23 protein-coding genes, 1 tRNA gene and 1 other RNA gene are annotated in these 25,232 nt (G+C 64.8%); 12 read left to right on the plus strand and 13 right to left on the minus strand.

Going from position 1 to position 25,232, the window contains the following annotated elements:
* Nucleotides 1-19: 19 nt before the first annotated feature.
* Nucleotides 20-1,375, minus strand: a complete 1,356-nt coding sequence (locus tag C3E77_RS07765; protein WP_108391109.1) for a glutamine synthetase family protein — start codon at nt 1,373-1,375, stop codon at nt 20-22.
* Between the two features lie 112 nt (nt 1,376-1,487).
* On the opposite strand from C3E77_RS07765, the gene panB reads away from it, so the two are divergent.
* Nucleotides 1,488-2,321, plus strand: coding sequence for a 3-methyl-2-oxobutanoate hydroxymethyltransferase (gene panB / locus C3E77_RS07770; RefSeq protein ID WP_108391110.1), 834 nt, complete (start codon nt 1,488-1,490; stop codon nt 2,319-2,321).
* A gap of 38 nt (nt 2,322-2,359) precedes the next feature.
* On the opposite strand, the gene C3E77_RS07775 is transcribed toward panB, so the two are convergent.
* Complete coding sequence (locus C3E77_RS07775) at nt 2,360-2,548, minus strand: hypothetical protein (RefSeq protein WP_108391111.1); 189 nt, start codon at nt 2,546-2,548, stop codon at nt 2,360-2,362.
* A gap of 35 nt (nt 2,549-2,583) precedes the next feature.
* Between C3E77_RS07775 and map the strand changes: the two genes are divergently transcribed.
* A complete protein-coding gene (gene map, locus C3E77_RS07780) occupies nt 2,584-3,465 on the plus strand; it encodes a type I methionyl aminopeptidase (protein WP_108391112.1) in 882 nt (293 codons plus the stop codon).
* Complete coding sequence (gene ppgK / locus C3E77_RS07785; protein WP_108391113.1) at nt 3,462-4,232, plus strand: polyphosphate--glucose phosphotransferase; 771 nt, start codon at nt 3,462-3,464, stop codon at nt 4,230-4,232. The genes map and ppgK overlap by 4 nt, the downstream gene beginning before the upstream one ends.
* 46 nt (nt 4,233-4,278) lie before the next feature.
* On the opposite strand, the gene rnpB is transcribed toward ppgK, so the two are convergent.
* From rnpB to C3E77_RS15640, 4 genes are all read right to left on the minus strand, one after another.
* An RNA gene (rnpB, locus tag C3E77_RS07790) (RNase P RNA component class A) lies at nt 4,279-4,642 on the minus strand.
* A gap of 40 nt (nt 4,643-4,682) precedes the next feature.
* Nucleotides 4,683-5,420, minus strand: a complete 738-nt coding sequence (locus C3E77_RS07795) for a zinc ribbon domain-containing protein (protein WP_162924944.1) — start codon at nt 5,418-5,420, stop codon at nt 4,683-4,685.
* Between the two features lie 47 nt (nt 5,421-5,467).
* Complete coding sequence (locus C3E77_RS07800; RefSeq protein WP_108391115.1) at nt 5,468-6,286, minus strand: Nif3-like dinuclear metal center hexameric protein; 819 nt, start codon at nt 6,284-6,286, stop codon at nt 5,468-5,470.
* Between the two features lie 71 nt (nt 6,287-6,357).
* The gene (locus C3E77_RS15640) at nt 6,358-7,140 is read right to left on the minus strand and encodes an aggregation-promoting factor C-terminal-like domain-containing protein (protein ID WP_234031162.1); all 783 of its coding nucleotides are present in this window, start codon (nt 7,138-7,140) and stop codon (nt 6,358-6,360) included.
* Nucleotides 7,141-7,531: 391 nt separating this feature from the next.
* Between C3E77_RS15640 and C3E77_RS07810 the strand changes: the two genes are divergently transcribed.
* Nucleotides 7,532-8,491 (plus strand): manganese catalase family protein, encoded by a 960-nt coding sequence (locus C3E77_RS07810; RefSeq protein ID WP_108391116.1) that lies wholly within the window; start codon nt 7,532-7,534, stop codon nt 8,489-8,491.
* A gap of 141 nt (nt 8,492-8,632) precedes the next feature.
* Here C3E77_RS07810 and C3E77_RS07815 read toward each other — a convergent pair whose 3' ends face one another.
* Entirely contained in the window at nt 8,633-9,214 is a 582-nt protein-coding gene (locus C3E77_RS07815; protein WP_108391117.1) for a small multidrug efflux protein, read from the minus strand.
* Between the two features lie 78 nt (nt 9,215-9,292).
* Nucleotides 9,293-10,111, minus strand: coding sequence for a MerR family transcriptional regulator (locus C3E77_RS07820; protein ID WP_108391118.1), 819 nt, complete (start codon nt 10,109-10,111; stop codon nt 9,293-9,295).
* Nucleotides 10,112-10,548: 437 nt separating this feature from the next.
* Between C3E77_RS07820 and C3E77_RS07825 the strand changes: the two genes are divergently transcribed.
* Nucleotides 10,549-13,281, plus strand: a complete 2,733-nt coding sequence (locus C3E77_RS07825) for an ATP-binding protein (RefSeq protein WP_198412128.1) — start codon at nt 10,549-10,551, stop codon at nt 13,279-13,281.
* Between the two features lie 8 nt (nt 13,282-13,289).
* Here the strand turns inward: C3E77_RS07825 and C3E77_RS07830 are convergent, their stop codons facing one another.
* From C3E77_RS07830 to C3E77_RS07845, 4 genes are all read right to left on the minus strand, one after another.
* A complete protein-coding gene (locus tag C3E77_RS07830) occupies nt 13,290-13,928 on the minus strand; it encodes a dihydrofolate reductase family protein (protein ID WP_108391119.1) in 639 nt (212 codons plus the stop codon).
* A gap of 204 nt (nt 13,929-14,132) precedes the next feature.
* The gene (locus C3E77_RS07835; RefSeq protein ID WP_162924945.1) at nt 14,133-14,684 is read right to left on the minus strand and encodes a hypothetical protein; all 552 of its coding nucleotides are present in this window, start codon (nt 14,682-14,684) and stop codon (nt 14,133-14,135) included.
* A 504-nt stretch (nt 14,685-15,188) separates the two neighbouring features.
* Nucleotides 15,189-15,261 (minus strand) — tRNA-Val (locus C3E77_RS07840).
* A gap of 67 nt (nt 15,262-15,328) precedes the next feature.
* Entirely contained in the window at nt 15,329-15,802 is a 474-nt protein-coding gene (locus tag C3E77_RS07845) for a peroxiredoxin (protein ID WP_108391121.1), read from the minus strand.
* 279 nt (nt 15,803-16,081) lie between these two features.
* Here C3E77_RS07845 and aceE point away from each other — a divergent pair, with 279 nt between their 5' ends.
* The 6 genes from aceE (at nt 16,082) to C3E77_RS07875 (ending at nt 23,757) form a co-directional block, all read left to right on the plus strand.
* The gene (aceE, locus tag C3E77_RS07850) at nt 16,082-18,808 is read left to right on the plus strand and encodes a pyruvate dehydrogenase (acetyl-transferring), homodimeric type (RefSeq protein WP_108391122.1); all 2,727 of its coding nucleotides are present in this window, start codon (nt 16,082-16,084) and stop codon (nt 18,806-18,808) included.
* 18 nt (nt 18,809-18,826) lie between these two features.
* A complete protein-coding gene (locus C3E77_RS07855; RefSeq protein ID WP_108391123.1) occupies nt 18,827-20,023 on the plus strand; it encodes a PucR family transcriptional regulator in 1,197 nt (398 codons plus the stop codon).
* A gap of 99 nt (nt 20,024-20,122) precedes the next feature.
* Nucleotides 20,123-21,037 carry an ACP S-malonyltransferase gene (locus C3E77_RS07860; protein WP_108391124.1) on the plus strand — a complete coding sequence of 305 codons (915 nt, stop codon included), beginning with the start codon at nt 20,123-20,125 and terminating at the stop codon, nt 21,035-21,037.
* Between the two features lie 27 nt (nt 21,038-21,064).
* Entirely contained in the window at nt 21,065-22,069 is a 1,005-nt protein-coding gene (locus C3E77_RS07865) for a beta-ketoacyl-ACP synthase III (protein WP_108391125.1), read from the plus strand.
* A gap of 83 nt (nt 22,070-22,152) precedes the next feature.
* A complete protein-coding gene (locus C3E77_RS07870; RefSeq protein WP_108391126.1) occupies nt 22,153-22,401 on the plus strand; it encodes an acyl carrier protein in 249 nt (82 codons plus the stop codon).
* A gap of 120 nt (nt 22,402-22,521) precedes the next feature.
* On the plus strand, nt 22,522-23,757 hold the full coding sequence (locus tag C3E77_RS07875) for a beta-ketoacyl-[acyl-carrier-protein] synthase family protein (RefSeq protein WP_108391127.1): 1,236 nt from the start codon (nt 22,522-22,524) through the stop codon (nt 23,755-23,757).
* Nucleotides 23,758-23,916: 159 nt separating this feature from the next.
* Here the strand turns inward: C3E77_RS07875 and C3E77_RS07880 are convergent, their stop codons facing one another.
* Nucleotides 23,917-24,420: a DUF3145 domain-containing protein gene (locus C3E77_RS07880; RefSeq protein ID WP_108391128.1), complete on the minus strand. Its 504-nt coding sequence runs from the start codon at nt 24,418-24,420 to the stop codon at nt 23,917-23,919.
* A gap of 224 nt (nt 24,421-24,644) precedes the next feature.
* Here C3E77_RS07880 and C3E77_RS07885 point away from each other — a divergent pair, with 224 nt between their 5' ends.
* Complete coding sequence (locus tag C3E77_RS07885) at nt 24,645-25,232, plus strand: PadR family transcriptional regulator (protein WP_158270242.1); 588 nt, start codon at nt 24,645-24,647, stop codon at nt 25,230-25,232.

Genomic DNA, 25,232 nt, shown 5'->3' on the forward strand with positions numbered 1-25,232 from the left:
GTCCCCGTTGCCGGACCGGTTAGAGGATCTCGAGGTTCTTCTCGAGCTCGTACGGGGTCACCTGCGCACGGTACTCGTGCCATTCCTGCCGTTTGTTGGCCAGAACGTAGTTGAAGACCTGCTCACCGAGCGTCTCCGCGACGAGTTCCGACTCCTCCATCAACTGGATGGCGTGGTCGAGGCTCGCGGGCAGGGCCGAGTAGCCCAGTGCCCTGCGCTCAGAGTCGCTCAGGCTCCAGACGTTGTCCTCAGCTTCTGGCGGGAGGTCATAGCCTTCCTCGATGCCCTTGAGTCCGGCGGCGAGGAGGAGCGAGTATGCGAGGTACGGGTTCGCGGCGGAGTCGATGGCGCGGTACTCGACACGGGCGCTTCCGCCCTTGTTGGGCTTGTACAGCGGAACGCGAACGAGCGCCGAACGGTTGTTGTGCCCCCAGGTGACGAAGCTCGGCGCTTCGGCAAGCCCGTTACGACCGACGGTGCCCCAGAGTCGCTTGTATGAGTTGACGAACTGGTTGGTCACCGCGGTGATCTCCGGCGCGTGGCGGAGCAACCCGGCGATGAACTGCCGGCCGACCTTGGAGAGCTGGTACTGGGCACCCGCCTCGTAGAACGCGTTGCTGTCGCCCTCGAACAGTGACATGTGCGTGTGCATGCCCGAGCCTGGCTGGTCAGAGAGCGGCTTCGGCATGAACGTCGCGTAGACGCCCTGCTCGATGGCCACCTCTTTGATCACCGTGCGGAACGTCATGATGTTATCCGCCGTGGTGAGCGCGTCCGCATATCGCAGGTCGATTTCGTTCTGACCGGGTCCGGCCTCGTGGTGGCTGAACTCGACGGAAATACCGAGGTCTTCGAGCATCCGGACGCTGCGACGACGGAAGTCGTGTGCCGTTCCGCCGGGAACGTTGTCGAAGTAGCCCGCCGAGTCGACAGGAACCGGACCCTCCTTGCCGAGCTTGGCCGACTTGAGCAGGTAGAACTCGATCTCGGGGTGCGTGTAGAAGGTGAAGCCTCTGTCGGCCGCTTTCTCCAGGGTCCGCTTGAGGACGTTGCGCGGGTCAGACACCGCCGGGAGACCGTCCGGCGTCGTGATGTCGCAGAACATGCGGGCGGTCGGGTCGATCTCGCCGCGCCAGGGAAGAAGCTGGAACGTTGTCGGGTCAGGTACAGCGAGCAGGTCCGATTCGTACGAGCGGCTCAGGCCCTCAATGGCTGACCCGTCGAAACCGAGACCCTCGGCAAAAGCACCCTCGACCTCGGCCGGGGCGATGGCCACTGACTTCAGGGTGCCGACGACGTCGGTGAACCACAGCCGGACGAACTTGACTCCCCGCTCCTCGATAGTACGAAGAACGAAGTCGCGCTGCTTATCCATCCACTCCCCTTAGGTGTCGTGCGTTGCCTGCTCATAGGCTATCCGTTCCTCGGGCCGTACGTTGGCAGGAACGGCACCTGAATTGGCGCGCCCGATCGATAGACTGGCGGGCATGAGCGAGCCAATGAAGAGCGCACCGTCGTCCAGCCCTGCCCGAGTTCGCACACGCCACTTCCAGCGTGCGAAAGAGCAGGGCATCAAGATCACCGGGCTCACCAGCTACGACATGCTCACCGCCCGGATTTTCGACGAGGCAGGCATCGACTTCCTCCTCGTCGGCGACTCCGCCGGAAACAACGTGCTCGGCTACGACACGACGCTTCCCGTCACCGTCGACGAACTCATCCCGCTCACCCGCGCTGTCGCCGGTGCGGCAAAACGTGCTCTCGTCGTCGCCGACATGCCCTTCGGATCTTACGAAAACGGTCCGGAGGATGCTCTCAAGACGGCACTGCGGTTCATGAAGGAAACCGGAGCGCAGGCCGTCAAGCTTGAAGGCGGAGAACGGAGCCACGACCAGATTCGTCGCATCGTGTCCGCCGGCATCCCCGTGATGGGTCACATCGGCTTCACGCCGCAGAGCGAGCACGGACTCGGCGGCCACATGATCCAGGGCCGCGGTGACGCGGTCGAACAGCTGCTGCGCGACGCGCGGTCGGTTCAGGATGCCGGAGCGTTCGCGGTTGTCCTGGAAATGGTGCCGGCCGAGAGCGCGGATCTCGTCACGGCCGAACTCGACATTCCGACCATCGGTGTCGGCGCCGGACCTCACGTTTCAGGGCAGCTGCTGGTCTGGACCGACTTCGCGGGACTCACCACGGGCCGTATCCCGTCGTTCGTCAAGAAATACGCCGACGTGCGCGGCGCGCTGACCGATGCGGTAGCCGCCTTCCGCACCGAGGTGTCCGACGGGATCTACCCCGGCGACGAGTACAGCTACCACTAGACCTCAGTGGGGTCTCCGCCGACGGAGCGGTACCAGGCTCAGTGGTCTTCCGCGGCCTCTTCATCGGCCCACTTGCGGCTGTTCTCGCGGAGCCGCTCAGGAGCGCGTGACGCTTCGGCCTCCGTCGCGAACGGTCCGGCGCGGTCGACAGACGGCGACTGGTAACCCCGTTCGACCTGACCGGTCTTGAGGTTGTACCAGAACTGCGTGGATGGATCTTGTGCCACAGGGGGCCCCTCTCTGGATCGCTAAGCTTGATCCTATGCCTAAGGACCCGAACGGCCACCTGATCGCCGGCGTCAGATCCCCCGAGCGCCAGGTGCCGCCGCCGATCCGCCGGCCCGAGTATGTCGGCCGGAAATCGCCCGCGAAATACACGGGCTCCAACGTGTACTCGCCGACTGAGATCGAGCGAATCCGTACCGCCGGCCGAATTGCCGCGGATGCCATAGCCCTCGTTGGCGAGAACGTGCGGCCTGGGGTCACCACCGACGAGCTCGACGCGATCGGGCACCGCTACCTCATCGAGCACGGTGCGTACCCGTCGACGCTCGGCTACCGGGGCTTTCCGAAGTCCGTGTGCAGTTCGGTCAACGAGGTCGTCTGCCACGGCATCCCCGACAACACGGTGCTCGAGGACGGCGACATCGTCAACATCGACATCACCGCGTACCTCGACGGAATGCATGGCGACAGCAACAGGACCTTCATCGCCGGCACGGCTGCCGAAGAGGTCAGGCTCCTCGTGGAACGCACTGAGGAATCCCTCAGGCGGGGCATCAAGGCAATCGCGCCCGGGCGACAGGTCAACGTGATCGGCAGAGCGATCGAATCGTACGCAAAACGATTCGGCTACGGCGTGATTCGCGACTTCACCGGTCACGGAGTGGGGAGCGCATTCCACTCCGGACTGATCATCCCCCACTACGACTCAGCACCCCAGTACGACACGGTGATGGAAGTCGGCATGGTCTTCACCATCGAGCCCATGCTCACCCTCGGCAGCCACGAGTGGGACCTGTGGGCCGACGACTGGACAGTGACAACAAAGGACAAGAGCATGACAGCGCAATTCGAGCACACCCTGGTCGTCACTGAAACCGGTGCGGACATCCTGACACTGCCATCGGGAGCAGCAGTATGACCGCCCCGACGACCGCCGTCGGCATCGATATCGGTGGAACAGGGATCAAGGGCGCCGTCGTCGACCTGGCGACAGGCACGCTGCTGAGCGACCGGATCAAAGTGCCAACGCCCGAAGGCGGCACACCGGAAGACATCGTCGCGCAGACGGTGAAATTGGTCGAACAGCTCCAGGTGCACGACCCTGACGCACCGGTTGGCGTCTGCTTCCCCGCTGTCGTCAAGCACGGCGTCACACTGTCGGCCGCGAACATTTCGAAGCTGTGGATCGGACTCCAGGCCGAGACGTATTTCGAGGATGCCCTCGGCAGGGATATCACGTTCGTCAATGACGCGGATGCCGCTGGCTACGCCGAGGCCAGGTTCGGCGCGGCGAAGGGAATCGAGGGTGTCGCACTCATGACAACGCTCGGCACCGGGATCGGCACCGCGATTCTTCACAACGGCGTTCTCGTGCCCAACGCCGAGTTCGGGCACATCGAGATCGACGGGGTCGACGCTGAGACGCGAGCCTCGAACTCGGCGCGCGAGCGGGAGGGCCTGTCGTGGAAGGAGTGGGCGAAGCGGCTCCAGACCTACTACTCCCGGCTGGAGGCGTACTTCTCCCCCGACCTCTTCATCGTCGGCGGCGGCGTGTCCAAGCACCATGAACAGTTCCTGCCGCGGCTCACGCTGACGGCCCCGATTGTGCCGGCCGTCCACCGCAACAACGCGGGTATTCTCGGCGCCGCGTCGCTCGCGGTGCGCACGATCCCACCGCTCAGCTGAGCCGGAAGCGGGCCCAGCGCGCTGCGCGGCATCCGTCGTGAAAAGGTGAATGGGCCGGCTGATACGCCGGGTTCTGTTCAGGCGCAGCTGCGCCCTGGACGACCATCTCTCTAGAGACTGCGTTACCGCAGCCTTCAAGCGGCCTACCCGAGAACGGGACGAGCAGCCCCATAGTCCTCTGTCTGACCTTGCTCCGGGCGAGGTTTACCGAGCCGGCCGGGTCACCCCGGTCGCTGGTGGTCTCTTACACCACCGTTTCACCCTTACCTGGCGCTTGCGCGCCCGGCGGTCTACTTTCTGTTGCACTGTCTCGCGGGTTACCCCGGGTGGGTGTTACCCACCGCCCTGCTCTGTGGAGCCCGGACGTTCCTCGGCACCATTACTGGCGACGCGGTCGTCTTGCCGACCCATTCACACCTCGAGCTTACCGGGCGGTGGGGAGCATCGCTGCTACCAGAGACCAGACTCCTCGGTGCGCACCATGATGGCGCCGCACTCAGGGCATTCGAGAACCTCATCGATCTCGGCGCTGCGTACCTTCACGAGTTCGTTTCCGGTGAGCGACATCGTGCACGCCCCGCAGGTCCCGGCACGGAACAGTGCGGCACCGGTGCCGGTCTTCGATCGCAGCTTCTCGTACAGCGCGAGAAGCTCGGGGGTTACCGAGTCCTCGAGGAGGTGACGCTGTGCCGTGAGCGTCGCGCGCTCCTGAGCGAGTTCGTCGAGCGCCGCACGGCGTCTCGTCCCGATCTCGTGGAGCTTCACCTCGAGGTCGCTGTCGAGGTCGCGAGTCGCGGAGAGCTGTGCCTCGGCGATCTCGACGCGTTCCATGACAACAAGTTCCATGTCCTCGAGGTTCGTTTTGCGCCGGTAGAGCGACTCGAGTTCAGACTCGAACGCGGCGACGTCTTTCGTGCTCGAGGTTGAGTTCATGCGCTCGGTGTCCCTCGCGATGCGAGCGTCGACCACGCCGGCATCGCTTTCCAGCCGGCCGAGTTCGGTCTTCGCGTCCTCGAGCTCACCGAGCTCTGCGGCGATGCGACCGCTGAGTTCCGTCCGCTCCCTGGACACTGCCGTGTACTCGGCGATCTCCGGCAGGCTCTTCTCCCGGTGGGCGATGCGGGCGAGCCCGGAATCGATGGTGTGCAATTCGAGCAGTTTCTTCTGCTCCGCGAGGCTGGATTTCACGTCGGTTCCCTTGTGATTCTGGTTTGGAGTTGTGTTGAGGCCTGGTGTCACTGTGTGACGACGAAGTCCCATGGGTCTGTGCGGATGTCGCTCACGGCGATCGAGAGATCCGGCAGGCGTTCGGCCAGCTGTGCGGCAGCGACGTCGAGCCACAGCCATTCGCTTGCCCAGTGTGAGACATCGATGAGTGCCGGTCCTTCGCCGAGGATGGCCTGCTCACGGGCTTCGGATGCAGGATGGTGGCGAAGGTCGCTTGTGATGTACACGTCGGCGCTCGTCACGGTATCCTCGCGAAGCAGTGAGTCACCGGCTCCCCCGCAGAGAGCCACTGTCCTGATCTCGGAGTCGTAATCACCGGAGACACGGATGCCGGTGGCCGTGGCCGGGAGAATTTTCGCGAGCGTGTGTGCGAGGTGGCCGAGCGATGTCGTGGCGGGCAACCGCCCGGCCCGCCCAATGCCACTGACGCCGTCGGCGGAGGGAACGAGTGGAACAACATCCGTCAGTCCCAGCAGCTTCGCGAGGACTCCAGAGGTTCCGTCAGCGACGACATCCGCGTTGGTGTGCGCGGCGAGCAGCGCGCAGTGTCCGCGAATCAGCCGGGTGAGGACTGAGCCCTTGTACGTGTCGCCGGCAATTGTCGTGACACCGCGGAGAAGAAGCGGGTGGTGCACGAGCAGCAGGTCGGTCTTCGACTCGACGGCTTGGGCCGCGGTCTCGGACACGGCGTCGACGGCGAAGAGCACGCGGGAGATCTGATCATCCGGGTCACCGGCGATCAGGCCGGATGCATCCCATGACTCAGCGCCGGCCATCGGCCACAGCGACTCGACAGTGTCGCGGACCTCGCGGAGTGAATATGGCACAGAGCCAGCCTACAGAAAGCCTTTCGCTTTCTGGGCCGGCTCTGTAGCGCGGGACGTCGGTTACGTACGGATCAGTACCAGTTGACGGCCTGCGAGTGCGACCACGCTGAACACGGCGTGCCGTATGCACGGTCGATGTAGTCGAGGCCCCACGCAACCTGGGTGGAGGCGTTGGTTGCCCAGTCACTGCCTGCGGTTGCCATCTTGCTTCCTGGCAGAGCCTGCGGGATGCCGGTAGCACCGCTCGAGGCGTTGAACGCGCTCACGGACCAGCCGGACTCCTTCTGCCACAGCTTGTTGAGGCAGGAGAACTGGTCTTCGCCCCAGCCGTGCGTGGACTGGGCGAGGGCGCGGGCCGTTGCACGGGCGCCGTGAGGGGTGTTGGCTGCGGCCTGGGCTGCGGCGGCTGCCGCTGCTGCAGCGGCCTGTGCTTCGGCGGCCAGGCGGTCGGCCTCTGCCGCTTGAGCGCGCAGTTCAGCCGACGTCGCCTGCGTAGTCGATGCAAGTTCCATCACGGTGTCCTCGTCCTGGCTGGCGTAGGAAGCGAGAGACGCGATCGAGGTGGTCAGCGGAGCCGTGTCGACTTTCTCCTGCACCTCGACGACGACCTGGTTTGCTTCGGCCAGTACCGCCTCAGCGTGCTTGTCGACTTTGGCCTTCGACACGAGGGCCGACGTGCCGGTCAGGGCGGTGGCGAGCTTGGTGCTCGAGCTTGCAATCTTGTCGCCCGTTGCGAAGCTCTGCGCACGGATGACAGTGGCCTGGATGGTGAGGAATGAGGCGATGAGCACGCCGACGAGCACGAGTGATGCGATGAGTATTTGGGCGCGGGTGACTTTTTTAAGTAGAAGCATGTTTTCCGGGATTGGGCCGGCGCGCGTCAGTTCACGCCCAGCGTGAGCCTGGACACGGCTGCGCCGCACTCAATGGGGCGTCTGCCGTGTCGTAGCAAGCGGGCACTGTGTGCGGCCCGCTCTGCGGCTACGTGGATGACGGTCGATGTCGGGGAGACGCGAATCAGGTTCACGTCACGCCTGGCGATTCGGGCGCGCAGGCGACTGATTGGTCAAGTGTGCGCGGTCCAACTGGGAAACTCCGCTCCGAACCCTGTGCAAGTCGTGTGTGGACGTCGGACGGCGGGCGATAGTAGCCCTGCATTTCGCCCGCGTCCAGCCTCTGGTTCACCGCACCTAACGGGTGCAGAGTCAGAACTGCGAATCCGCAGATCATAAACAGGAGGTAGCAGTGTTTTTTCACGTGCAACGACTGATCAACGAAATAGTGCCGGGCGAACCTGATCCCGCAGCAGCCAACGCGCTCCAGGAGGGGCTTGGCGGCCAATTCGGTGAAATGCGAACGATGATGCAATACCTGTTCCAGTCGATGAACTTCCGTGGTCCGAGCGCGAAACCGTACCGGGACCTGATCCAGGGAATTGGAACCGAAGAGATCAGTCACGTCGAACTGATCGGTACGACCATTTCGCGGCTGCTCGACGGGTCACCGGAATACTCGGGCAAGCCGACCGATCCTGTCGACAAGCCAGGTTCCGGGGGCGCGACACCGCTCAACATCGCCCTCTCTGAGAGCAACATTCACCACTACCTCGTTGGTGCGCAGGGTGCGCTTCCCGTCGACGCAGCGGGTAACCCGTGGAACGGGAGCTGGGTATACAACTCGGGCAACCTCGTTCTCGACCTGCTCTACAACCTCATGCTCGAGTCGACCGGCCGGCTGCAGAAGTGCCGCATCTACGAGATGACCGACAACGTGACGGCGCGCTCTACTGTCGCGTACCTGATCGTTCGCGACCAGGCACACGAGAACGCCTACGCGAAGGCGTTGGAGACCCTCGGCGTGAACTGGAAGACGGCGCTGCCCATTCCGAAGACGAACGCCGAGAAGTTCCCCGAGGTCAAGAAACTGCTCGATCTGGGCCTCCAGAGCAAGCAGTACACGTTCGACCTCACCGGGCAGTCGGAGGCGGGCAAGATCTTCCAGGGGCTCTCCCCCTCGAACGACGGTACAGAGCTCATCGCCAACGAGCAGGCACCGGCCGGGGTGCCCTCGACCATCGCGCCTGAGCGCTTTGAAGAGTTCTCCCCTGGACTCGACACCGATCTCCTGGCGCTCATCCAGGCAACCGCAGAGATGGAACTTGCCGACATCGAGGCGCTCTTCGCGCCGGTGCCGCCGACGAAGTAGTCACGGATGCCGCGACGGTGATGTTCTGAGATCCCCACCGTCACGACTGAGAAAAGGGAGGGCTGGCCACAATTGGTCAGCCCTCCCTTTGTTATGCGGCTTGTTATGCAGCGCCCGATTACACATGCGCCACTCCGTTCGTCAGATGCCGACGATGAACGTGAGTGCGGCCCAGGCCGAGACCGTGGCTGCGGTCGTCCACAGCGCGATCGCGACGGCCTGCCAGAGCAGGACCCAGCCGCGCGAGGCACCGCCAGCAACGAAGATCGCGGAGGTGAACTGTGTCGGGATCGCCAGGGGGCCGAGGATGCTGGCTCCCGGCACGCCGAACCGCAGAAGCCAGCTCTTGACCCGTTGCCGGCCCTTCGACTCAGGCTTCGCCGGGACTTCCTCGAGCGTCCCAACGTATCCACCCTCCGTGGCAGCGGATCCCCCCGCAGCAACGCTCACGGTCTGGCGGCGCGCTGCCCGGCGATCCACCACAGCACCACGCGCCCTGGAACTCACAACGACGACGAGGAGGACGCTGAGGAAGTTGCCGGCTGCCGCTGCGACGCCGACGAGAATCGGGTTAAGCCCACCGATCATACCGACGAGCGCACCACCCTCACCCTCGACGAATGGGATCATCGACGCGAGCATCACGACGAACGGTTGAACGAACTCGGGCACCTGGGCCACGAGCTCCTGGAAATTGCGGACGAGTTCCTCTGTGGGGTTCATTTCTGTGGTTCCTCTCTGTTGTCAGGCGTCGAAGATGTCGACGTGCCGACCATTAGAGGCTGTGTTCCCAGAACACAGTCAAGCCCTGAGAGGTAGCGGTCGCCGGAGTCGGGGAGAGAGCGGATGTTCGTGGCGACGGCTGGACGCAGCTACCTCGCGGGCTGGGACCTCAGCCTGCAACTGCTGCGCGAGGGCACCCGCGCGAGCGAGCACATCAAGCTGTGCTGGGTTGTACAGCTCCGTGAGTGCTTCGACAAACGTCAGTCGCGCGACGCGTTCCCCTTTCGCGAGGTGCTCGGTCGGGTTTGCCAGCCAGGGGTATTCGGCCAGATTGCGCGCCAGGACCGGCGCCAGAGCTCCTGCAAGCCGCGCCCGCGTAGCTTCATCCGCGGCGGCCGGGAGCCTGTCGATCTCGTTCCCGACCTCGCCGGCATCCGAATCCAACTCCACCATCCGACGCAGGTCAGTCATCGCATCCCCGTCGTAGAGCCGGTTCCAGATGTGGACAATCGACCGGTCCGACTCCGACAACCGCGACGCGACGGAGACGAAACCGAAGGGTGCGTCGGGTGGAGCGTCGTCACGAAGGACTGCTGCAATGTCGGCGCGGGCCTGCTGCAGCCGCTCGATACGCACAACAAGCTCTGCGTCCACTTCCTTCAGGGCAGCTTTCGCAGCCTGCCCACCCGCCCCGACATGAGCGATCTTCGCCAACGGCACACCAAGCCCAGCCAGCCGGAGGATCCGCAACAGGCACACCAGCTCCAGAACGCCGTACTGCTTGTATCCGTTGTACGTCCGTTCCGGTTCGTCCAGCAGGCCGATCCGGTGATAGTGCCGGATCGTGTTGACCGTCGTCCCGGCGAGCTCGGCGAGCTCGCGCGTACTCCACGCCACGGTTCTATCCTCCTGACCGGCGCGTCCGCGCACCGGCGGAGCCGAGGCTCAGCATGATCGAGGCGAGAGCCGCAGCGAGGCTCACGGAGCCCTCCAGTGCCGTCTCCGAGTCCTCCGACGGTCGGCGGGAAGCTTGTCGCTGATCGGATCTGCACCGCGCGGTCTGCGCACCTGCATCGCAGACTTCTGTTCGAGGTATTTCGGTTCCCACGGTCTTTCTCCTCTGCTCGAATGATTTTCAACCAAGGGCATCTCGTGACCGAACCTGCCCTGGTCATCAGCGTCGCCCGTGAGCGGTGGCCTCGCGTCGGTAGAAAACACTGAGATGGGCGCGATATGGCCGATCCGGGCGCTCAAGTGCCGCGATCGGTCATAATGCTGTGGTAGCCACAGGGTTTGGTTGTGGAAACAGTCGGTCTCTGAACGGAGCGAACCTGTTGAAGCTTCTGGGTAGGCGTCTGGAGCGCCGCCAGGTCGAACAGCTGCTGATCGAGGCGCACGCCGGCGGCAGCGCGGCCCTCGTGGTGCGCGGCGACGCGGGAATCGGCAAGACGGCACTGCTGGCGCATCTCGGCGATGTGGCCGCTGCCTCTGGATTCCGTGTGGAATCCTCGACCGGTATCGAAACGGAGACCCAGTTCGCGTTCGCGGGGCTTCATCAAATCTGCGCGCCGTTCCTCGATCATCTCAGCGCGCTACCCGAACCGCAGCAGGTGGCGCTCGGAGTGGCTCTGGGACTGAGAAGCGGTCCAGCACCGGACAGGTTCCTCATTGGACTGGCTACTCTCAACCTGATTGCCGAGGTCGCCGAGCACGGTCCGCTGCTTTGTCTGGTCGATGACGCGCAGTGGCTCGATCATGCTTCCGCCGAAGTGCTGGCATTCGTATCCCGCCGGGTAGATGCCGACCGGCTCGTCATGGTGTTCGGTGAGCGGGATATCAGCGGGCAGCGAACCCTCTTCCCCGGCTTGCCGGAGCTGAGGCTGACGGGACTTGACGGCGTCTCTGCGCGAAAGCTGTTGGACGCCGCTGTTCGGATTCCGCTGGACGACGACGTACGCGAGCGCATCATCGCGGAGGCACGGGGCAACCCTCTTGCGCTCCTTGAGCTCCCCGCAAGTGCGCCAGCAGTCCGACTCGCTGGCGGATTCCAGCTTCCTGACGTGTCGGATGTTCCTGGCCGAGTCGAGAGTGGATTCCAACGACGCTCGAGTGAGTTACCCGAGACGACGCAGCTGCTGCTGCTCACCGCGGCGGCTGAGCCTACGGGAGACCCGGCTCTGCTGTGCCGTGCGGTCACCGAACTTGGTATGGGCTCGGAGTCCGCCGCTCCGGCGGAAGCCGCCGGACTGATCGAGATCGACTCGCTGGTGCGATTTCGCCACCCCCTGGTTCGCTCGGCGGTGTACCGGGCCGCCTTGCCAGCGGATCGCCGCCGCGTGCACGGCGCGTTGGCCGCGGCCACCGATGCAACCCTCGACCCTGACCGGCGCGCCTGGCACTGCGCTCAAGCGATACTCGGCGTTGATGAGGAGGTTGCCGGCCAATTGGAGCGCTCCGCAGTGAGGGCGCGTGCGCGCGGCGGCCACGCCGCGGCAGGCGCGTTCCTGAGACGTGCGTCCGAGCTCAGCCCTGAGGTCGCCGATCGCACCAGGCGGGCGCTGGATGCCGCGCACTCGCTGGCCAACGCTGGCGCATTTGAGAACGCACTTGACCTGCTCGCGGTCGCCGGTGTTGGGCCGGCTGACTCGTTGGAACGCGCTCGCGTGACACTGCTGCGCGCCCAGATTGTATTCCAGCTCACCCGCGGTACTGACGTTCCGGGGATGCTGCTGGACGCTGCGGCGACGCTTGCCCCGTACGATCCCTCCCTGTCGCGTGAGACCTACCTGCACGCACTGGACACGGCAATCGTCAGCGGCGCCCCCAATCTCGCGGTCGTCGCGCGAACGGTTCTCGCCGCACCGCAAGCTCAGTCCCCTCGGCCGGTGGACCTGCTTCTGGACGGGCTCGCGGTGACGATGGTCGAGGGCTATTCGCCGGGTGTCCCGGCTTTGCGGCTCGCGCTCGACGCACTGGGTGCGGCGACGCGCCCCGACGCCGTCCAGGACGATGTCAGCCAGTCGTGGCTTTGGCTCGCGGGCCGACTCGCGGTCGGCATCCTCGACGACGAACGCGCCCATCGCCTCGCGGAATGCGCTGGCGCCGTATCGCGCAGCACTGGCGCTCTGGCGAGGCTCCCCGCCGCTCTTAAACTCCACGCGAACATCCTGACCATCAGCGGGCAACTTCCCCGCGCGCGCGAGCTGACTTCTGAGGCGGAGGCGATCGCGGAGTCGATTGGCGGAGTAAAACTGCGCCACACCCAGGCCATCCTCGCCGCGTGGGGCGGTGACCAGGCAGCGGTAGAAGAGCTGAACAACCGCACCCTCCTCGAACCCGGTAACCCCGATGGCAGCGTGGAGGCAGCGATGGCGCACTACGCAAGCGCCGTGCTCTACAACGGGCTCGGCGAGTATTCGGCCGCGCAGGGAGCGGCGGTTAAGGCATCCGACGCTGCCGAGCTCTCCCTGAGCACGATCGGCCTGCCCGAGTTGATCGAGGCAGCTGTACGCGCTGGCGACACGGAGACCGCTGCGCATGCTCTCGCGCGCTTGTCCGTGCGCGCGCGTGCCAGTGGCACGGACTGGGCGCTCGGGCTTGAGGCACGATCTCGAGCACTGACGATCGCGGGCCCCGCGGCGGAGGACTCGTATCTGCAAGCGATCGCGCACCTCAGCAGGTCACGCATTGCTGGCGAGGCCGCGCGTGCCCAGCTGCTCTACGGCGAATGGTTACGCCGTGAGGGACGCCGCCAGGAGGCACGTGGCCAATTGCGAACGGCCCACGAACGCTTCTCGGAGATGGGCGCGGAAGCCTTCGCCGCCCGAGCCGCGCGTGAGCTGCAGGCCACCGGCGAGCATCCGAGAAAGCGCACCGCCCGACGAACCGACGAACTCACGGCGCAAGAGCTGCACATTGCTCGACTGGTAGCCACCGGCGCGACATCGCGGGAGGTCGGTGCGCAGCTTTTCCTGAGTCCGCGAACTGTTGAATCCCACCTGCGCAGCATCTTTCAGAAACTCGATATCTCGTCACGCAGGCAGCTCAAGGAGCTGCAGCTCGCCTGACGACAATGTCAGGAGCCGCGATTCTCGACGCCCATGTCGCCCGTCGACGGAATTGAACCCTTAGACCGGTAACGCAGGAGAACCGTGCCCTTTTCGGACGCACTCTCCGCGGCGAGAAGTTCGAGGGACGCTGGCGGGCCGTCATCGGGAAAGAGGCGTTTGCCCGCGCCGACGACGATCGGGTACACCCACAGGTTCAACTGATCGAACAGGTTCTCGGTGACGAGGGTGCGGGAGAGGTCGATGCTGCCGATGACGTGAATCTCCCGGTGTCGATCGCGGAGCGCCGATATCTCCGCCCTGAGGTCACCACCGAGCAGGTGCGAGTCGCGCCAGCTGAGTTCCGGCGTTCCCCGCGACACGACGTACTTGGGGATCGCGTCAAACTTACGGGCGATGTCGGCATCAGGCCCGTCGAGGTGGTGCGGCCAGTACGCGGCGAAAATATCGTAGGTGCGACGCCCCAGAAGCAGGGCGTCCATGCCCTTTATCCCCGCGTCGACCTGAGCTCCGTCAGTACTGTCGATGAGGGGCGCCTGCCAGCCCCCGAACGCGAATCCGCCGTCGGTATCTTCGTCTGGTGCTCCTGGCGCCTGTGCGACACCGTCGAGCGTTGTGAAGTGGTCGATGTGTATCCGGCCCGACATGGCGAGCTCCTTTCGGCGCTGTCCGAAGCCCTCAGCGATGCCCGCACGCGCCAGGCGACAGCTCCGCCGCTGATGACGATACGCCGAACATCGCGGTTCCACCATGGGTTTTGTCAGCGGCTCTCGCGCCGCGCGACGCGCTCCGCGAACGCAAAAACCGCGGCCTGGCTAGGACGGACCGCGTTCTGACAGGGCGTCTGCTCTTTACGGTACGGGGGCCGCCGGAGAGATCTTTGCGCGAAGCGCTTCGACCACACGACCCAAATGTGTAGTACTCGGACCGAACATGTCAGTCCACACACCTCGCACCACGACAAGTTCGATGACCAGACCGTCCGTGAATGTCAGGGTAAGGAGAGGCGCGAACCCCAGTCCGGGGAGTTTTCTCTCGCATCCCACTGTGACGATGTCGGTTAGCGGACCAACGACCAATGGCTTTCTTGCTTCCGGTCCTGCCCACAGTTGTAGCTCGGTCTCGGTTGCCAACAGCACACCGCGGCTGTACATCTCGATGGAGGGCGTGGCAGGTGCGGACGAACCGTCGACATACGAAGCGCCGCGCGAGAACGCGACGCCGACCGCCTCGTTTCCTTCGGTGGACACCAGTTCCCGCGCCCAGGCCGCCACGCTGGCATAGCGGTGCCGGGCTGCTAAAGCGACACCGAATGGAACCACTAACCCCCAGAAGGCCCAGAAGGCCTTCTCTCCAGGGGCCATTGGCGAAAGGAGCATCGCGACGACGACCGCGTCGATCATGAGGACGCCAGTAACGAGCATCCATCCATTCCAGCGTGACGCTGGGAGGACAGTAATCTTCCACGGCGACCTTGTCATTTACTCGAAACCCCCGGGTTGGTAAAGGAATCGGCGGCGACCAGATGGGCGTCGAAGATGAAACCTGCAGGGTGCCACCTCCATCGCCGGAGATCATTAGGCATGTTCCACCAACGAGAAGAGAAGCTTTGCACTGGCCGTCGACAGCGTACGCGGCACACTCGGGAATCGTTGCCGACACGCCAGTCCAGACGGCGGCTGCCGCCTCATATTGGGCGCGCGCGCACTATGCCCGCCGCAAGCGGATGCGGCGCCACCGACGCCACGATGAGGAATAAGACGGAAGCCGCTACAAGTCCAACCGGTACTAGTGCGTGCGCCGCGACTCGAAGGGGACGCCTGGGGGACGCGGCGTGCATTTCAAACGGAAAACGTTCAAAACTTTGCGCGCCGCCAGCCCCTGGCTCTACACGGGATTTTCAACTGTGGGCCCTACCGGGATCGAACCGATGACATCCACGGTGTAAACGTGGCGCTCTACCAGCTGAGCTAAAGGCCCCTCACTGCCGATGGCAGCGTGATCATGTTACACACTTTCCGGCCACGACCTGAAACCGGATGCCCGCTCAGGCGGGCTGGCGCTGCAGGTTCTCGACAGCTGTGCGATAGGCGTCGAGCGAGCGGGCTTCGCCAGGAGCGGTGATGAAGCTGGCGCGGATGATTCCATCCACGTCGATCACGAACGTCGCCCGATTGGCGAATCCCTTCGAGTCGAGGAACACACCGTATTCCTTGCTGACCTGCCCGTGGGGCCAGAAGTCAGACAGCAGAGTGAACTCGTAACCCTCCTGCTCGGCCCATGCCCTGAGTGCGGACTTGGAGTCAACGGAGATGCCGATGAGTTCGATCCCGGCATCCTGGAACAGCGAGAGGTTGTCGCGGAGTTCACACAACTCGCTCGTGCACCTGCCAGAGAAAGCAAGCGGGAAAAAGACCAGTGCGACGGCCCGTTTTCCACGGAAGCTGCCCAGTTGCACCGTCTCACCAAACTGGTTGACGAGCGCGAAGTCGGGAGCCCTGGTGTCGTTCTCGAGAGCCATCTGTGTGCGTCCTTTCCGGAATGGTCCTGCCTCGGCTGCGCGAGGATCCCGATCCAAACCAGTGACACACACTAGACCCGCGCTTCCCCAACACCAAACGATCGCCCGGGAGTTAGCGCACACCCGCACGCTCACGTCGGCCTTTGCTGTGGAAGTCGCCAGTAGCCCGCGTAAGTCGCTAGGCTGATCTGAGGTGCCTGCGCGCGTCGTAACCCGACCCTGTCTGACATTTGCACCTCGGAAAACCAGGCACGATCTGCCCATACAGAAAGGTCGACGGTGACTGTAAACGACCAGGACCCATACTCGGTTGACAACTTCGATGCTGACCCCGAAGAAACCGCGGAATGGCAAGAGTCGCTCGATCAGCTCGTCGCTACCCACGGTCACGGCCGTGCTCGCGAAATCATGCTGAGCCTGCTGAAGCGCTCCCGTGAACTTCACCTCGGCGTTCCGATGGTGCCGACGACGGACTACATCAACACGATCGCGCCCGAGAACGAGCCTGAATTCCCCGGAAACGAGGACATCGAGCGTCGTTACCGCGCCTGGATCCGCTGGAATGCCGCGATCACCGTGCACCGCGCCCAGCGCCCCGGGATCGGTGTCGGCGGACACATCTCCACCTACGCATCGTCCGCTGCGTTGTACGAGGTCGGATTCAACCACTTCTTCCGCGGCCAGGATCACCCCGGCGGCGGTGACCAGATTTTCATCCAGGGTCACGCCTCCCCCGGCACCTACGCGCGCGCCTTCCTCGAAGGACGACTGTCCACGGACCAGCTCGACGGATTCCGCCAGGAGAAGTCCCGCGCGCCACACGGCATCTCGTCCTACCCGCACCCGCGACTCATGCCGGAGTTCTGGCAGTTCCCGACGGTATCGATGGGTCTCGGCCCGATCAACGCCATCTATCAGGCGCAGGCCAACAAGTACCTGACCAACCGCGGGATCAAGGATGCGAGCGACCAGCAGGTCTGGGCGTTCCTCGGCGACGGTGAAATGGACGAGGTCGAAAGCCGTGGCCAGCTTCAGGTGGCCGCCAACGAGGGACTCGACAACCTCAACTTCGTCATCAACTGCAACCTGCAGCGCCTCGATGGCCCGGTGCGTGGAAACGGCAAGATCATCCAGGAGCTCGAGAGCTTCTTCCGCGGCGCAGGCTGGAACGTCATCAAGGTCGTCTGGGGCCGCGAGTGGGACGACCTGCTCGCGAAGGACTCGAGCGGTGCTCTCCTCAACCTCATGAACGCCACCCCCGACGGTGACTACCAGACCTACAAGGCCGAAAGCGGAGCCTTCGTCCGTGAAAACTTCTTCGGTCGCGACGAGCGCACGCTCAAGCTGGTCGAGGACTACTCCGACGACCAGATCTGGAACCTCAAGCGCGGTGGCCACGACTACCGCAAGGTATACGCCGCCTTCAAGGCCGCGTCGGAGCACAAGGGCCAGCCGACCGTCATCCTCGCCAAGACCGTCAAGGGTTACGGTCTCGGCCCGTCATTTGAGGGGCGCAACGCGACCCACCAGATGAAGAAGATGACGCTCGACAACCTCAAGATGTTCCGCGACGAGATGCGCGTGCCGATCACGGACGCTCAGCTCGAGGAGAACCCGTACCAGCCGCCGTACTACCACCCCGGTGTCGAGGACGAAGCCATCCAGTACCTGCACGAACGCCGCACGGCGCTCGGCGGTTACGTCCCCGAACGCAGGTCGAAGTACACCGACATCAAGCTGCCGGAAGATTCCACCTACGCGATCTCGAAGAAGGGCTCCGGCACGCAGGAGATCGCCACAACCATGGCGTTCGTCCGACTGCTCAAGGACCTGATCCGTTCGAAGGACTTCGGCAACCGGATCGTCCCGATCATCCCGGACGAGGCGCGGACCTTCGGCATCGACGCGTTTTTCCCGACCGCGAAGATCTACAACCCGAACGGACAGCACTACACCTCCGTCGACCGCGAACTCCTCCTCGCATACAAGGAGAGCCCGCAGGGCCAGATCCTGCACGTCGGCATCAACGAGGCGGGTGGCGCTGCCGCGTTCACCAACATCGGAACCACGTACTCGACCCAGGGCGAGCCGCTGATCCCGATTTACGTCTTCTACTCGATGTTCGGGTACCAGCGCACGGGAGACGCACTGTGGGCCGCCGGCGACCAGATGGCCCGAGGCTTCATCATCGGCGCAACGGCTGGCCGCACGACACTCACGGGAGAGGGTCTCCAGCACGCTGACGGCCACTCCCCCCTCCTCGCGTCGACCAACCCGGCCACGGTCACCTACGACCCGGCATACGGCTACGAAATCGGTCACATCGTGCGCGCCGGTCTCGAGCGGATGTACGGCGGCAAGCACGAAGACCCCAACGTGATGTACTACATCACGGTCTACAACGAGCCGATCGTGCAGCCCGCTGAGCCCGAGAACCTCGACGTCGACGGACTGCTCCGCGGCATCTACAAGGTGAAGGGCTCTGAGACCGAAGGACCGAGGGCTCAGCTCCTCGCTTCGGGCGTTTCGGTGCCGTGGGCGATCGAAGCCCAGCAGCTGCTGGCTGAGGACTGGGGAGTATCTGCCGACGTCTGGTCGGTCACCTCCTGGTCGGAGCTGCGTCGCGACGGCATCCGTGCGGAGGAGTACAACTTCCTCAACCCGGACGCTGAGCCGCAGGTGCCGTACGTGACCGAGCGACTGAAGGATGAGCAGGGACCGTTCATCGCGGTTACCGACTACATGCACGCCGTGCCAGACCAGATCCGTCAGTTCGTGCCGGGAGACTTCGCGACACTCGGTGCAGACAACTTCGGTTTCTCCGACACCCGTGCGGCCGCTCGTCGGTACTTCAAGATCGATGGACCATCGATGGTTGTTCGTGCACTGGAGTTGCTTGCCGCCCGCGGCGAGGTCGACGCTTCGCTGCCCGGCCGCGCCATCGACAAGTACAACCTTCTCGACGTCAACGCTGGAACCACCGGCAATGCCGGTGGTGAAAGCTAGACCATCACAACGCCGGCCGTGCCGCGCTCGAAGGCTGAAACGCTCGCCTGGCTTCGACGACTGTCGGGCGAGCTCGCCACCACAACGCTGAAGCAGCTCGAAGACACGCTGCCCTGGTATGCAGAAATGCCGCCAGGGCGGCGGTCGGCGGTCGGGTTGGTTGCCCAGGCGGGCATCACCTCGTTCATCGCCTGGTTCGACGACCCGAAGTCCACTCCGTGGATCGCGGCGGATGTCTTCGGCGCTGCCCCGAGGGAACTCCTGCGTTCGGTGAGCCTGCAGCAGACGCTTCAGCTCATTCGCGTCACGGTCGAAGTCGTTGAAGAACGAATCAAGGACGGCGGCGAGGACCTCCGCGAGGCGATCCTGCTGTACTCCAGGGAGATCGCGTTCGCCGCGGCCGACGTCTACGCCAGGGCAGCCGAGGCACGTGGGCTCTGGGATGCCAGGCTCGAAGCGCTCGTTGTCGACTCCATCCTCTCCGGTGAAGCAGATGACGAACTGCCGAGCCGGATTGCCGCCCTCGGCTGGCACGGACACGGTGAAGTAGCCGTTCTCGTCGGCACGACACCTCCACAGCTCGACGTCGATCAGTTGCGACGAACAGCACGTCACATGGCAGCGGATGTCCTCATCGGCGTGCAGGGCGGCCGACTCGTCCTCGTCATCGGACGCGCCGAGACAAGCCACGGTGTCGACGACGAAGAGATCGGCACAGCCGCATCCCTGAGCTTCGTTGAGATCGCCACGCACCTCGAGCCGGGGTTCGGCCCCGGTTATCTCGTACTCGGTCACGCGGTGCCGACCCTCGTTGAAGCGTCAAGGAGTGCACGCGCCGCCCTCGCCGGATTCGCCGTCGCGCGGGCCTGGCGCCATGCCCCGAGGCCGGTACAGGCGGACGACCTTCTGCCTGAGCGCGCACTGGCCGGCGATTCCCTCGCTCGTACCACGCTCATCGAACGCATCTACAAGCCCCTTCACGCGCACTCGACCGAGCTGGTCACGACGCTGTGGTGCTATCTCGACAACGGCCGGTCGCTCGAGGCCACCGCACGCGAGCTTTTCGTGCACCCCAATACCGTCCGGTACCGCCTCAAGCGCGTGTCCGACGTGATCGGGTGGGACGCGACCGGCGCCAGGGAGGCGCTCATCCTTCAGGCCGCGCTGATCCTCGGCTCGATCGCAGAGCCCGACGGATTCAAACGCCGGCGGTAGGGAGACCCCCATGGCTATGTGGAACATGCACAAGTGATTCGCGGATTCTTGTGACGTGTTCAACACAGCCGCCGCACAGTCTGTTGGCAGACTAGGACCGTGATCGTTCTCGTTTGCCCCGGACAGGGCTCCCAGACCCCCGGCTTCCTCTCCCCCTGGCTTGAAAACACCGACTACCTGCGACTGGTCGAGCAGTACTCGGAAGCCGCAGGACTTGACCTGGTGAAGCACGGCACCGAATCCGACCAGGAGACGATCCGTGACACCGCCGTCGCGCAGCCCCTGATCGTTGCTGCCGGGCTGCTCACCCTGCACGCACTCGCCGAGGTCGGCCACCCCGCCACGGTCCCCGGCATCGCCGGTCACTCCGTTGGGGAGATCACCGCTGCCGTCGGCGCCGGCGTGCTCACCGAGGATGCCGCCATGCGGTTCGTTGCCGCCCGTGCGACGGCGATGGCGGCTGCGGCGAAAGCGACGCCAACGGGAATGAGCGCCGTGATCGGTGGAGACGTCGACGCGTTGCTCGCGCGGCTGACCGACCTCGGGCTCGAGCCAGCGAACTTCAACGGCGGCGGCCAGATCGTGGTTGCCGGTGCTCTTGACGCGCTCGCACAGCTGGCGGCCGATCCGGTCAAAGGCACGCGCGTGATCCCCCTGCAGGTCGCGGGAGCATTCCACACCAGGTACATGGCACCGGCCCGCGACGCGCTCGCGACCGTCGCCGCCGGCCTGACGGCATCCGACCCCGAACTCCGCCTGTGGACGAACCGCGACGGCAGCGTCGTCGACTCCGGTTCGCAATTCGTCGAACTCCTCGTCGGACAGGTGGCGTCGCCGGTACGCTGGGACCTCTGCATGGACGCGTTCGCGGCCGATGGGGTCACCGGCATCGTCGAGGTCGCGCCGGCGGGCGCCCTCACGGGGCTCGCGAAACGCGGGCTGAAGGGAACGCCGTCGGTGGCGATCAAGACACCCGACGACATTCCTGCAGCGCTCGAACTGCTTCACGCTTAGACAATCTCCGCTATCCGAGAGAGACGAATGACCAGACCTACCCTCAACCAGTCCCAGGGACCGGCGTTCACGCGCATCCTGGGCATGGGTGCCGCTCGCGGTGACCTGTCAGTGCCGAACGACGACCTCGTCGGACCGATCAACTCCTCAGACGAGTGGATCCGCCAGCGCACCGGAATCATCGAACGCAAACGTGCGAGTCAGGATGTGCTCGCCGTGGACCTGGCAACTGACGCCGCTCGTGAGGCGATCGAAGCATCGGGAGTGGACCCCGCCGAGGTCGACGCCGTCATCATTGCGACCATCAGCAACATCCAGCAGACGCCTTCCATGGCGGCGGTCGTGGCCGATCGTGTCGGTGCGAACCCCGCAGCAGCGTACGATGTCAACGCCGCGTGCGCCGGGTACCCGTACGCCATCGCGCAGGCCGATTCACTCATCCGCACCGGTGTCGCCAAGTACGCGCTCGTGATCGGCGCCGAGAAGCTGTCGGATGTTGTCGACCCCGAAGACAGGTCGATCTCCTTCCTGCTCGGTGACGGTGCGGGCGCCGCCCTGATCGGGCCGAGCGACTTCCCCGGCATCTCACCCACCGTCTGGGGCTCCGACGGCTCCAAGGCGGGCGCCGTCGGCATGAACGCGACGCTCCAGGAGTACCGCAGGGGCGAAGCGCCGTGGCCCACCCTCCGCCAGGAAGGGCAGACCGTCTTCCGCTGGGCGGTATGGGACATGGCCAAGGTGGCCAAGGAAGCGCTGGAAAAGGCCGGCGTCACCGCCGACCAGCTGTCGGCCTTCATCCCGCACCAGGCCAACATGCGCATCATCGACGAGTTCGCCAAGCAGCTGCGGCTCCCCGAGAGCGTCGTCATCGCCCGTGACATCGCCACAACCGGCAACACCAGCGCCGCTTCGATCCCTCTTGCGACGCACAGGCTGCTGCAGGAACACCCTGAAGTGTCCGGCGGACTCGCACTGCAGATCGGATTCGGGGCCGGACTCGTCTTTGCCGCCCAGGTCGTCGTACTTCCCTAGCCACACCCCTCGCGTGCCAGTACCGGGCGCAACCACCCCCATAGACTGTTTCACGGTCAATCGATACTCAAGGAGATAACACCATGGCACTGTCCACTGAAGAAGTCCTCGCCGGCCTGGCCGAGCTCGTCAACGACGAGACCGGAATTGCTGCAGACACCGTCGAGCTCGACAAGTCCTTCACCGACGACCTCGACATCGACTCGATCTCGATGATGACCATCGTTGTCAACGCAGAAGAGAAGTTCGACGTCAAGATCCCGGACGAGGAAGTCAAGAACCTCAAGACAGTCGGCGACGCCGTCGACTTCATCGTCAAAGCACAGGGCTAACACCCTGCGTCGATGAGGACCGGGTCGCGGCCCACACCGACACCCGGTCCCTCATCACGCCGCACGAGCCATCCCTGAGATCGCTTGAAATCGTGACCAGCACCAAGAGAGTTTCATCGAATGACCAAAAGAATTGTCGTTACAGGGATTGGTGCGACGTCACCGATCGGTGGCACAGCCCAGGAATCCTGGGATAACCTCCTCGCGGGCGCATCGGGAGTTCGCACTCTCGAGCAGGACTGGGTAGCCAAGTATGAGCTCCCCATCACCATCGCCGGCCAGGCCGCCGTGCCTGCCACCGACGTCCTCCCCCGCATGGAGACCAAGCGTCTCGACCCGTCCAGCCAGTTCGCGCTCATCGCTGCGCGCGAGGCGTGGGCGGATGCCGGAACGCCCGGCGTCGATCCTGAGCGACTCGGTGTCGACTGGGCAACCGGAATCGGCGGAGTCTGGACACTGCTCGACGCGTGGGACACCCTGCGCGAGCGCGGGCCACGCCGCGTATTGCCCATGACCGTGCCGATGCTCATGCCCAACGGTCCCGCTGCGGCCATCGGCATGGACCTCGGCGCGCGCGCCGGGGAACGCACCGTCGTATCGGCCTGCGCATCCAGCACCGAGTCCATCGCCAACGCGTTTGAACACCTGCAGGCGGGGCTGGCGGATGTCATCATCGCCGGTGGCTCCGAGGCAGCCATTCACCCGCTGCCCATCGCATCGTTCGCAGCGATGCAGGCGCTCTCGAAGCGCAGCGACAACCCCGCGACCGCGTCACGCCCCTACGACGTCAGCCGTGATGGATTCGTCCTCGGTGAGGGTGCAGCCGCACTGGTCCTGGAAACCCTCGAGCACGCCGAGGCCCGTGGCGCCCGGATCTACGCCGAGGTTCTCGGCGGCGCAGTCACCAGCGACGCGTACCATATCACCGCTCCGGACCCCGAAGGATCAGCAGCGGCCCGTGCGATGATCGCCGCCATCGAGAACGCCGGCCTCGCGCTCACCGATGTTGTCCACGTGAACGCACACGCGACGAGCACTCCCGTTGGCGACATCGCGGAGTACTACGCGCTCAGGCGTGTCTTCGGCGACCACCTCGAGTCGATTGCCGTCAGCGCGACCAAGGCGTCCACCGGGCACCTGCTCGGCGGCGCCGGCGCGATCGAGGCGCTGTTCACGGTGAAGGCGCTGCACGAGCGCGTCGCTCCCCCAACCATCAACCTCGAGAACCAGGACCCGGCGATCCCGCTCGACGTCGTGACGACGCCCCGCGACCTCGGAACCGGCGACCTCCTCGCGATCAGCAACTCCTTCGGGTTCGGCGGCCACAACGCCGTCGCCGCGTTCCGGAGCTTCTGAGTTCGCTGCAGCACGCGAAAACCCCGCACGCCGAACGGCGTGCGGGGTTTTCTTTCGAAGCAGGGCCTGTCGATTTCACTGTCCGCGCCAGCCGGGAGGAGTCACCGACCTGCGCAGCGTGCCACCGATTGTGGCCCTGGGCTTACACGGGCGACGCGCCTACCCGACCTTGTGCAGCCAGATCACACTCGAGTCATCCGACGCGTACCGGAACGGCTCGAGCTCGTCGTCCCAGGCCTGGCCGAGGGCGATCCGGAGTTCGCGCTGCAGTTCGGCCGGGTTCGAACCCGCGGTCTCCATGGCGTAGCGGATGCGGTCCTCCGGCACGACGACGTTGCCCGCAGAATCGGTCTGCGCGTAGAAGATCCCGAGGTCGGGTGTATGCAGCCAGCGTCCACCATCGGCGCCGGGCGATGCGTCTTCGGTCACCTCGAAACGGAGGTGCTCCCACCCGCGAAGCGAGGAAGCGATGGCCGCCCCCATGCCCTGGTGGCCCTCCCAGTAGTACTCAGCGCGCTGGGCGCCCTTCAGCACCGGCTGCTCGACCCAGGCGAAATTCACAGCACGACCAAGAGCGCGACCTGCAGCCCACTCGACATGCGGGCACAGAGCGCGCGGTGAAGAGTGAACCAAAATCACTCCGCGTGCGACAGATGCCACCATTTTCTCCTCCTTGTTCACCGTGGTACGTCTTCCCCAACGACCCGTGAAAAAAAGTGAGATGCAGCATCCGGTATTCAGTTGTCCGGCAGAGCGCCGTCCTCGTCATTATGCCCCAGATAGCACAGGAATCACAACGATGTGATTATGCTGACCCGGCGTGTCGCCGAATCTCTATACTGGGTAGAGATTCGATATGCCGGATCGTCGTTACCGGAGGGAACCCCATGGCGGTGAAGGATGCGATCCTCGCGATCCTCACTCTCGGTTCCGCATACGGGCTCCAGCTCCGCGACGAACTCGCTGCCCGCGCCCCTCACCGTGCCGGCGTGAACGTCGGCCAGATCTACTCAACGCTCGACCGGCTCGTGCGCGACGGCCTGATCAGGTCAGACACCGCAACCGACGACAACCTGCCGCTCTACACGCTCACGCCGACAGGCCACGCCGCCGCAAGCGACTGGCTCGGCGTACCGACAGCACCCGACGTCCGCAACTGGGCCGACATGGCCGACCAGGTTCTCGTCGCATCGAGCCTGCCCGGCTCCGGGTGGCGGAAGGTCATCGCCATGCAGCTCGATTCATGGACAGCGTCGCTGGCGGATGCGGTGCCGAGCGGCGACGACAGCGGTTCGCCCGCTCTGCGGGTCGAGCTTGCCCGCTCCGCCGATGAGCGCATCGCTCGCGCCGCCATCGACTGGCTCGGCGATGTCGATGCCCGCCTCACCGCGGCGGGAGATCCGAGCGTCCCCCTCCGAAGCACCCGCCCGCTCCGCGGCCGCAGGCCGGGACCGATGTTGAACGATCACGCGTGA

Source organism: Mycetocola zhujimingii (assembly GCF_003065425.1).
GTDB lineage: Bacteria > Actinomycetota > Actinomycetes > Actinomycetales > Microbacteriaceae > Mycetocola_A > Mycetocola_A zhujimingii.